Raw genomic sequence first — 9,830 nt, forward strand, 5'->3', positions numbered from 1 at the left:
TGGCTAAAGTTAACCTCATTGCAAACAATTGTAAACTTTACTCTTGCATTTGGTTATTGGGGATTGTATACATGGATTCCGACATTGTTAATGGAAAAAGGGTTATCCATGTCACAAAGCTTAGGATTCCTGGCTTTAACTTCCATTATGCAGATACCAGGTTATATGGTTGCCTCCCATCTGACAGCTAAGTTTGGAAGGAAAAAGATATTGTTCCTATTTGTAACTGGTGCAGCCATCAGTGGTTTCTTATTCGCCTTTTCATCCAATATGGTTGAGCTATATGCATTTAACTTTCTTCTTTCTTTCTTTAATCAAGGGGCATGGGCCGTGTGGAATACATGGTTTGGCGAAGTTTATCCGACAAATGTCCGCGGTGCTGGCTATAGCTTCGGAGCAGCATCACAGCGCTGGGCAAATACTTTTGCGCCATCGATAATCGGTTTTGTCATTGGAATGGGATGGACATTTGGGGCAACCGTTTCATTCATAGAGGCGTTTGTTGTGGTAACAATGATCACCATACTGTTTATTCCGGAAACGGAAGGGAAGATACTAGAGTAGTGGTAATGTAGGCGCAATATGTAGTTAATATAGGCATTATCACTAGAGAACTTGCTTGAAGCAGGTTCTTGTTTTTATTACTGTTAGACAAGGAGTTGATGGAATTAATTGATAAGATTTAATTATTAAAATTATCTTTAAATTTATAATTAATTATGATATTATGAAAAATATTATAGTAACACTATAAAAAATAAGGTAAAACCTTAAAATTATAGTTTAACTATAAAAAGTGTGTGAAGAAAGGATCACCTAGATGGACGAAATTAGTGCAAAGGTTAAAGATCTTAGATTAAAAAATAGTGCTACATTGAAAGAGTTAAGTGAAAAAACTGGACTTTCTGTAGGATTTCTTTCTCAGGTGGAAAGGGGGACATCCTCGTTAGCTATCACTTCGCTTAAAAAAATTGCAGATGCATTTGAAGTAAATATGACTTATTTTTTTGAGGATCAGCATGGACAAAACTATGCAGTCAAAAAAGCTGATCAAAAAACTTTTAAAATGGAAGGTTCTTCTTCCAAATATGTAAGGTTAAGTGGAGAAATTCCAGGCAGACAACTTGAGGCTTTAAGAGTAACCCTAGCGCCGAATTATAAAGACAGTGAGGTATTTAGCCATCACGGCGAGGAGATCCACTACGTGTTAGAAGGGACGGTTATTTTCAGAGTAGGTGAAAAGGAATACCTTTTAAATGCAGGAGAATCTATTCACTTTCCATCTGAGAAACCGCATCAGTGGGAAAATCCGCTGAATCAAGAAACTGTATTATATAGTGTTTTGACGCCTGTAATTTTTTGAAGATTTTGACTTGTGGAAAGGATGGGAAAAATGAGAGTTGCAACTGATATTGGCGGTACTTTTACTGATTTAGTATATGTAGATGAACAAGGAAGGTTTGGAGTTGCAAAAAGCCACACAACACCTCCGAATTTTGAACAAGGTGTAATCGATGTCATTTCAAAAAGTGAAGTAGACCAAGAAGCCATTACAACCTTTATTCATGGTACAACTGTTATTATTAATGCGCTTACTGAGAAAAAAGGAGTAAAAACAGGTCTCATTACAACTAAGGGCTTTAGAGATGTACTGGAAATTGCCCGCGGAAACAGACCTGATTTATTTAATGTGCGTTATAAAAAGCCTGAACCTTTTGTAGAGAGAGCTTTAAGGAAGGAAGTAGAACAAAGACTCAATTATAAAGGTGAAATACTAACACCCCTTAATAGTGATCAAGTAAAGGAAATTATTGAATATTTCAAAAGGGAAGAAGTAGAAGCAATTGCAGTAGCATATTTGCATTCATACGTAAACCCAATTCATGAGCAGAAAACTGTAGAACTAATTAAAGAGCTTTGGCCAGAAATCGCTGTAACGGCTTCCCACGAAACAACAAAAGAATGGCGCGAATATGAGAGAACAAATACAACCATTCTGAATGCTTATGTTCAGCCGATAGCTTCTAGTTATATAGAGCGTCTCCAGAATAAACTTGAGGAAAATCAAACGAATAGCAGGAACTATATTATGCAGTCAAATGGGGGAACGACAACATTTGATCAAGCAAAAAAACTTCCAATTAACATGGTTGAATCTGGTCCAGTCGCTGGAATTTTTGGAGCAGCGGTTCTAGGAGAACTGATTGGCGAAAAAAATATTATTGCCTTTGATATAGGCGGAACAACAGCAAAATGTTCATTAATTGAAGATGGTGAAGTAAAAGTAACAACTGACTACTATATTGATCGTAATTCTAGGAGTGCAGGGTATCCAATAAAAGCGCCTGTAGTTGATATTGTTGAAATTGGAAACGGTGGAGGATCTATTGCGTGGATTGATGATGCAGGTTCGTTAAAGGTAGGACCACAGTCAGCCGGAGCATTGCCAGGACCAGTTGCGTATGGACAGGGAGGTACTAAACCTACAACTACAGATGCAAATCTATTTACAGGAAGACTTTCAGCTAAAAACTTTGACTATAAGGTAGATATTTCAAGGGTAAAACAAGCCATTGAAGAAAATGTTGCCAACCATTTTGATATTAGTCCAGAAGAAGCTGCACTTGGCATCATCCGTATTGCTAACTCTAATATGCTAAATGCATTGAAGTTAATTTCGATCAGAAAAGGGCATAACCCTAGAGAATTTACATTAGTCGCTTTTGGAGGAGGAGGATCTATGCATGCTCCTGCCCTTGCAAAAGAACTAGGGGTAAAAAAGGTGGTTATTCCATTAGCATCTCCTGTATTTTCAGCTTGGGGTATGCTGATGACAGACCTCCGACATGACTATATTAAAACATATATAAAACGAATCAATGCTATTGATTTAAAAGAAATAGCAAATGAATGGCACACGATTGAAAGTAATGCATTCCTGCAATTTGAAGAAGAAGGCGTTGAAAAACAGAGAGTGATGTTTACTAGATTTGCTGATATGCGTTATGTGGGACAAGAACATACTGTGAAAGTTCCAGTGCCTGGCGGTGAATGGACTAATGAAGATATTCATGAAATAGTAGACAAGTTCCATGAATTGCATGAGAAAAACTTTACCTTTAAATTGTTGAATGCACAAACAGAAATAGTAAGTCTTCACGTAACGGCCTTTGGAAAAGTTACAAAGCCAGAATTACAACAGAATGAAAAGGAAGGCAATATTGAAGAGGCACTTAAAGAGATTAGACCAGTCTATTTTGAGGAAAGAGGCTGGATAAATACAAAAGTATATGATCGTAGTAGTTTGCCAACAAATGAAGTGATACAAGGGCCTGCTATTATTGAAGAGAAGTCAGCCGTTACGGTTATTTATGAAGGGCAAAATCTTTTTGTAGATGGTTATGGGAATCTAATCATTACTACGGGGGTTGAGTAATTATGGTAAAGACAAATGTGAAGGTAGATCCATTTACTTTAGAAATTGTAAAAGATTCCTTACTTGCTACAGGGGATGAAATGTTTTATGCACTTGCACGCACTTCAATGAGCCCTATTATTTATGAAGTTCTTGACTACGCAAGTGGGTTAACAGATTCTAAAGGACAGCTTTTGACCCAGGGGAATGGCGTAACCGGATTTATTGGAATGTTAACCTTTATGGTCAAACAAACAATCGAGAAATTTGGTAAAGACGGCAACCTAAAACCTGGAGATATTATCATCATCAATGATCCATATGGCGGCGGCGGATCTCATTTATCGGATGTTGGATTAGTCATGCCAATCTTTCACGAAGGTGAATTGATCGCATTTTCAGCAAATAAAGCTCACTGGACGGAAGTGGGTGGGAAAGATCCAGGCTCATTCACTAATGATGCAACGGAAATTTTTCAAGAGGGACTCCAGTTTCCATGTGTGAAACTATTTAGTGAAGGCATTGTTAACCAAGGACTTGTCGATGTATTAGAGGCAAATGTTCGCTTTCCTGAACTTTCTCTTGGAGATATGTGGGCACAGGTTGCAGCATTGAAAACAGGTGATAAGAGGGTAAGGGAATTATGTGATAAGCATGGACGGGATATTATCCAAGCTTCAATCGATTATTTACTCGATCATGGGGAACAATTGGCTAGAAAAGAACTTGCTAAATTGCCAAAAGGTACCTTTGAAGCTGAAGATGTAATTGAAACAGACGGAATTGGTAATGGACCGTTTCCTATTAAAGTTAAGGTAACGATTACTGATGACGAGTTTATTTGCGATTTCCGCGGCAGCCATCCGCAAGTGCCTGGAACTGTGAATTGTTCATATACTGGTCTTGTGTCAGCGGTACGAGTTATTTTTCTTGCGATGACGAATCCATCACAAGATGTCAATGATGGGGTATTCAGACCATTAAAAGTATTGGTAGACCGGAAATCTATTATGTCAGCAGAGCGGCCAGCTCCTGTTTCTAATTACTTTGAAACACTTTTAGGCAGCTTAGATTTAATCTGGAAGGCGATGGCTCCACATTTACCGGAAAGACTTGCAGCAGGTCATCATTTATCTGTATGTTCCGTAACACTGACAGGATTACATCAAGATACGAATGAACCGTTTTTAATTGTGGAACCTTCAGTCGGCGGTTGGGGTGCAGCAGAAGGACAAGATGGTGCTGCTGGACAGTTCTGTGTGGCTGATGGTGAGACATACAATGTTCCTGTTGAAGTAGCTGAAACTCGTTATGGAGTTTTAATAGATGAATATAGTTTGAGAACAGATGGAGCAGGATCCGGGAAGGCAGTTGGCGGTTCTGGAGTTATTCGTTCGTACAGAGCTTTAACAGATGGTCAATCTGCTACTATTACTTACGGAAGAAATCAAACAAAACCTTGGGGTGCGAATGGAGGCATGGATGGGTCCAATAATGAGTTCTATATTGAAAAGGCAACTGGGGAAATTGAAGGACCATTTGGAGTATATGCCCGTTATCCATTGAATAAGGGTGATGTCGTTAAATTAATGACTGGTACAGGAGGGGGCTATGGAAATCCTCTTGAACGTCCAGCCCATCTTGTTGCTAAAGATGTAAAAAGTGAATACATTACGCCAGAGCAGGCACGAGAGGTCTTTGGAGTAGAAGTAGATTTACAAACAGGAGAATATAAAGAATTAAGCATTCGCAGTTAGAATAGGAGGGAAAGAAATGAAAGTTGTTCAAGAGACAAAAAGTTTTGATGCTACTAAAACGATCATGGATACCTTTTTTCATGATGAAAGAAAACATGCAGATATCCAGTTTGGAAAAGTAAGTATTGCACCAGGGGAACGTGTTCCAGTCGAAGGATTGTCTTGCCATGAAGGAAATGAATATTCATTTATTGTAAAAGGAAGCCTAAAGGGTGAAAGTGGCGGGGAATCCTTTCAGATTCAAGCGGGTGAAGCAACCTTTATTCCAGCAGGTGAAGAACACTGGTGTCTTAATACAGCACAAGAACCTTGTGAAATTGTATGGGTATTAGTTAAAGAATAATAGAAAGACATGGGGGCGGCTATTATTGCTTAGGATGAGTGCAAGTCTATTAAATTAATTGACAAGCGCCCCCTCAATATATGAATTTAGCTCACATAACGCTAATGATCTTACCTAGATAACCTCCTTAAGGAGGGCTCCTTTCATAGTTCTGCAAAAAAATTAACATTTCACCAGGTCCAATACACACGATAATTAATTCATCCAGAATGATATTCATAATAACTTTGAATAGAAGAGAGGAATTAACGTGAGTAAAAGAATTCTATGGATCAATCCAATTACTACAGATTTATTTAATCAAACTTTTGCAGAGGAATTCCAAAAAGTAAAACAGCCTGACACAATAGTTGATGTTGTATCTTTAGTTCCTGCAAATGGTCCCATTCATCTTGAATATAACTGTTATGAAGTAATGATTATGCCAGAATTACTAAAATTAATTAAAAAAGCTGAAGAGGACGGATATGATGCTGCGATAATTGGCTGTTTTTATGATCCAATCTTAAGGGCTGCTAGGGAAGTTTCAAAGAAAATGGTAGTCACAGCACCAGCAGAGGCCAGCTTGCATATTGCGACAACATTAGGTGAAAGTGTTTCTATCGTAGTTGGGAGAAGAAAATGGATTCCAGAGATGAAAGAAAATGTCCACAAATATGGATTTGCAGACAAATTAGCCTCATTCAAATCAATTGATTTAGGTGTCCATGATTTTCAAAAAGACCATCATGAAACATCTAGCCGCATAAAACAAGCTGCAAAAGAGGCGGTAGATAAAGATGGTGCAGATGTCATAATCCTAGGCTGCACAATGGAATTTGGATTTTATAATGAGGTTCAAAAAGAAATAGGTGTTCCTGTTATTGATGCAAGTTTGGCACCGCTAAAATATGCAGAATTCTTAGTTGAAATTAAGCAAAAGTTTAATTGGAGCCATAGTAAATTAGTAGGTTATCAGTCTCCACCAGAGAAAGAAGTTTTCCAATGGGGGCTATTTTAAGGATTGCTGTCAGTAAAAAGAAGGGCAAAAAACGAAGATAAATTACTGAAAATCCAGTTATAATTGGGGGTTTTTACCATGGTAAATGGTGCATTAAGAAAAAAAGCTGAATCAGTGGTGCAGGTAGGCGAACTATTTAAAGACATGCCATTTAACAGCCGACATGCTTTTGTAGGGATGGTTCTATTCTTTGCCTTTGTAGTTGAAGCGTGGGAAATGATGATTATTATCTTTCTTAGTGGGGAGATTGCAGCTGAATTTAGCTTAACAGCAGTACAAACAGGTTCAATCATTGGAGCTATCTTTTTAGGAATGATTCCCGGGGCTTATATTTGGGGATTCATTTCCGATAAGATTGGCCGTAAAAAAACAATGATGTATAGTTTATTGCTTTACACTTTATTTTCTTTAATCAGTGTGTTTTCTGTTAACTTTGAAATGCTGTATGCAGGCAGGCTATTAGCAGGCTTAGCATTGGCAGGAATGCTAGTTTGTATTTTCCCTTATTTTGAGGAAATGCTTCCTGTGAAACAACGAGGAAAATATGGCGGTTATTTATCAGCAGGTTGGCCAATCGGAGTCCTTATTGCTGTAGGAGTTACGGTTTTATTTATGGAGGTTGAAGGCGCTCTAGGTGGCTGGAGAGTGGTCCTATTTATCAGTTCTTTAGGTGGATTATGGGCATTTATGCTGCTGAAAATCCCTGAATCTCCATACTGGCTGGCTGGTAAAGGGCGCCAGGAGGAAGCGAAAGCGGTCATTAAATTTTTAAGTAAGGATCAAATCAATCTAGATCAAAATACGAATTTAGAAGTTTTAAATGTAAAACAAGCCAACTATTTTGAGATTTTTAGAGGGAAATGGCTAAAGTTAACCTCATTGCAAACAATTGTAAACTTTACGCTTGCATTTGGATATTGGGGATTGTATACATGGATTCCGACATTGTTAATGGAAAAAGGGTTATCTATGTCACAAAGCTTAGGTTTTCTTGCATTAACTTCCATTATGCAGATACCAGGTTATATGGCTGCTTCCCATCTTACTGCTAGGTTTGGCAGAAAAAAGATATTGTTCCTATTTGTAACTGGTGCAGCCATCAGTGGTTTCTTATTCGCCTTTTCATCCAATATGGTTGAGCTATATGCATTTAACTTTCTTCTTTCATTCTTTAATCAAGGGGCATGGGCTGTGTGGAATACATGGTTTGGCGAAGTTTATCCGACAAATGTCCGCGGTGCTGGCTACAGCTTTGGAGCAGCATCACAGCGCTGGGCAAATACTTTTGCCCCATCGATAATCGGTTTCGTCATTGGTATGGGATGGACATTTGGGGCAACCGTTTCATTCATAGAGGCGTTTGTTGTGGTGACAATGATTACCATACTGTTCATTCCGGAAACGGAAGGGAAGATACTAGAATAGCACTAGATTTTAAGGATTAATCTCATAAAGTCACTAAAAGTAGTTTAATTTGAGTTTATGGAAGAACTTGCGTGTAGCAAGTTCTTCTTTTTAAAATTAGGTGGTGTGGTTATGAGGTTCACAGTGAAAGAAATGCTAAGTATGGAATCACTTAAAAATCTTTGTTTAATTGCTGGCCATAGGGGATTAAATAAAACAATAAAAAGTGTAAGTGTATTAGAAATACCTAATAAGTTTGATCAATTTGTTGCTGGCGGGGAATTTATATTAACTACGTTTCATAGCTTGAGCAATAATTATGAAGGGCAAGTAGAAACAATAAAAAAGTTCTCCGATTTTGGAGTAGCAGCATTAGGAATTCATCCTATGATCACAGGCCCTCAAATAAATGTCAAACTAATAAATGCAGCAAACACTTATGGTTTACCCTTAATATTACTCCCTCCATCCATGAACTATTCGACAGTTTTTTCTACAGTTTTGGGCACTATACTCAATTATCAATCTCAAATTCTTAAAAGATCGGAAGAAATAAATCGTGAACTAACTAAGGTTATCCTGCAGGGAGGAGATGTAAAAAAAATTGCTTTAACTCTATCAGAATTAATTAAGAAGCCTATTTTAATAATAAATGACACTTTTGATATTTTAGCAATAGGTTCAAATTCACTGGATGATGAAGACTTTTTACAAAAATGCCTACAAGTTGAAGGGATTATAAATAACGGAAATTTTTCACATTTGAAAAATTCAATTAGAAAACATCATCATGAAAGAGACTATTATACAGGTCAACTAGAAATTGAAGGTGAGAGTTTTCATCAAGTATCTGTCCCAGCTGGAGCGAAAAGCAATCCATTTGGATACATCTTTACTTGGGAATTAAAAGAAACTTTGCGAGAGTTAGATTTTATTGCCTTATCACACGCAGCAACAGCACTTGCATTAGAAATTGCAAAACAAAGGGCAGTAACTGAAACTGAAGACCGTCTTCGAAGTGACTTTCTTACGGAGTTATTTAATGATAAGTTTTTTAACGAAGAAGAACTATACAATAAGGGGCAATTAGTTGGACTAAACCTAGCAAAAAAACATATGGTCTTGGTCGCAAAGCTTTCCCAAGAAGGAGATGAGCATTCTAATAATAAGGGAGATTTCATAATAGAAAAACACATTCGCTCTCGTATACGACCTAAAATTGAACTGCTATGTCCTCATACTATTTGTCTGATAAAAGGAAACTCAATTATTCTTTTAATCCATTTTGATAAAAATCCAGAAGTGCAGTTCGCTAGAGACAAAGCTAATAAAATATCTTTTTTACTAAAGGAAGAACTGGATTTTGAGTTTAAGGAAATGAAGGTATCTATCGGAATAGGTAATTATTATGCTTCCCCTTTAGGATTGGGAAAAAGCCATAGAGATGCAATAAGAGCCATAAATATTGGAGAAAGAATGTATGGAACTAATAAAATTACAGCTATATATGAACTAGGTATCTATGAAATAATTGAACAACTTCCAAATTACATTTTAGAAGATTTTACATCAGATTTTCTTGCCCAACTCAATCAATACGATAATAAACATCAATTGGATTTAGTAAAAACCGTAGAATTATATTTAGACGTGAATGAGAGTTTTACCGAAACTGGAAAGATGCTTTTTGTTCATCCCAATACAGTTAAATACCGGATTGAAAAAATTAAAGAAATTTTAGGTTTTAATCCATTTAAGGAACCTGAACAAAAATTAAACTTCCACTTAGCATTAAAGGCACAAAAATTATTATAATAATTAGAAGAGTAACGTTATATTAATATAGCTTAATATTATTTTCTCATCCTCAATGAAAAAAGACTCAGTAAAGGTGAACTGTAACCTATAAAG

General features: G+C 37.0%; 8 protein-coding genes. All 8 read left to right on the forward strand.

Translation table 11 applies throughout. The annotated features are described in order from the left end of the window. On the forward strand, nucleotides 1-564 hold a 564-nt coding region (locus V7149_RS07785; RefSeq protein ID WP_335345082.1), incomplete at its 5' end, for an MFS transporter. Between the two features lie 256 nt (nucleotides 565-820). Then, nucleotides 821-1,363, forward strand: a complete 543-nt coding sequence (locus tag V7149_RS07790; RefSeq protein ID WP_335345083.1) for a helix-turn-helix domain-containing protein — start codon at nucleotides 821-823, stop codon at nucleotides 1,361-1,363. Nucleotides 1,364-1,393: 30 nt separating this feature from the next. Next, complete coding sequence (locus tag V7149_RS07795) at nucleotides 1,394-3,436, forward strand: hydantoinase/oxoprolinase family protein (RefSeq protein WP_335345084.1); 2,043 nt, start codon at nucleotides 1,394-1,396, stop codon at nucleotides 3,434-3,436. A 2-nt stretch (nucleotides 3,437-3,438) separates the two neighbouring features. Beyond that, entirely contained in the window at nucleotides 3,439-5,172 is a 1,734-nt protein-coding gene (locus tag V7149_RS07800) for a hydantoinase B/oxoprolinase family protein (RefSeq protein ID WP_335345085.1), read from the forward strand. Nucleotides 5,173-5,188: 16 nt separating this feature from the next. Beyond that, nucleotides 5,189-5,515, forward strand: a complete 327-nt coding sequence (locus tag V7149_RS07805; protein ID WP_335345086.1) for a cupin domain-containing protein — start codon at nucleotides 5,189-5,191, stop codon at nucleotides 5,513-5,515. Nucleotides 5,516-5,765: 250 nt separating this feature from the next. After that, nucleotides 5,766-6,515: an aspartate/glutamate racemase family protein gene (locus V7149_RS07810; RefSeq protein ID WP_335345087.1), complete on the forward strand. Its 750-nt coding sequence runs from the start codon at nucleotides 5,766-5,768 to the stop codon at nucleotides 6,513-6,515. A gap of 78 nt (nucleotides 6,516-6,593) precedes the next feature. Further along, complete coding sequence (locus V7149_RS07815) at nucleotides 6,594-7,940, forward strand: MFS transporter (RefSeq protein ID WP_335345088.1); 1,347 nt, start codon at nucleotides 6,594-6,596, stop codon at nucleotides 7,938-7,940. Nucleotides 7,941-8,072: 132 nt separating this feature from the next. Further along, the gene (locus V7149_RS07820; RefSeq protein ID WP_335345089.1) at nucleotides 8,073-9,734 is read left to right on the forward strand and encodes a PucR family transcriptional regulator; all 1,662 of its coding nucleotides are present in this window, start codon (nucleotides 8,073-8,075) and stop codon (nucleotides 9,732-9,734) included. The last annotated feature ends 96 nt before the right edge of the window (nucleotides 9,735-9,830 follow it).

Source organism: Bacillus sp. JJ1503 (assembly GCF_036965125.1).
Classification (GTDB): Bacteria; Bacillota; Bacilli; order Bacillales; family Cytobacillaceae; genus Cytobacillus.

Excerpts from the sequence above, each read along its gene's own strand:
- V7149_RS07790 (WP_335345083.1), top strand. The coding sequence starts at position 821 with ATGGACGAAATTAGTGCAAAGGTTAAAGATCTTAGATTAAAAAATAGT.
- V7149_RS07795 (WP_335345084.1), top strand. The coding sequence starts at position 1,394 with ATGAGAGTTGCAACTGATATTGGCGGTACTTTTACTGATTTAGTATAT.
- V7149_RS07800 (WP_335345085.1), top strand. The coding sequence starts at position 3,439 with ATGGTAAAGACAAATGTGAAGGTAGATCCATTTACTTTAGAAATTGTA.
- V7149_RS07805 (WP_335345086.1), top strand. The coding sequence starts at position 5,189 with ATGAAAGTTGTTCAAGAGACAAAAAGTTTTGATGCTACTAAAACGATC.
- V7149_RS07815 (WP_335345088.1), top strand. The coding sequence starts at position 6,594 with ATGGTAAATGGTGCATTAAGAAAAAAAGCTGAATCAGTGGTGCAGGTA.
- V7149_RS07820 (WP_335345089.1), top strand. The coding sequence starts at position 8,073 with ATGCTAAGTATGGAATCACTTAAAAATCTTTGTTTAATTGCTGGCCAT.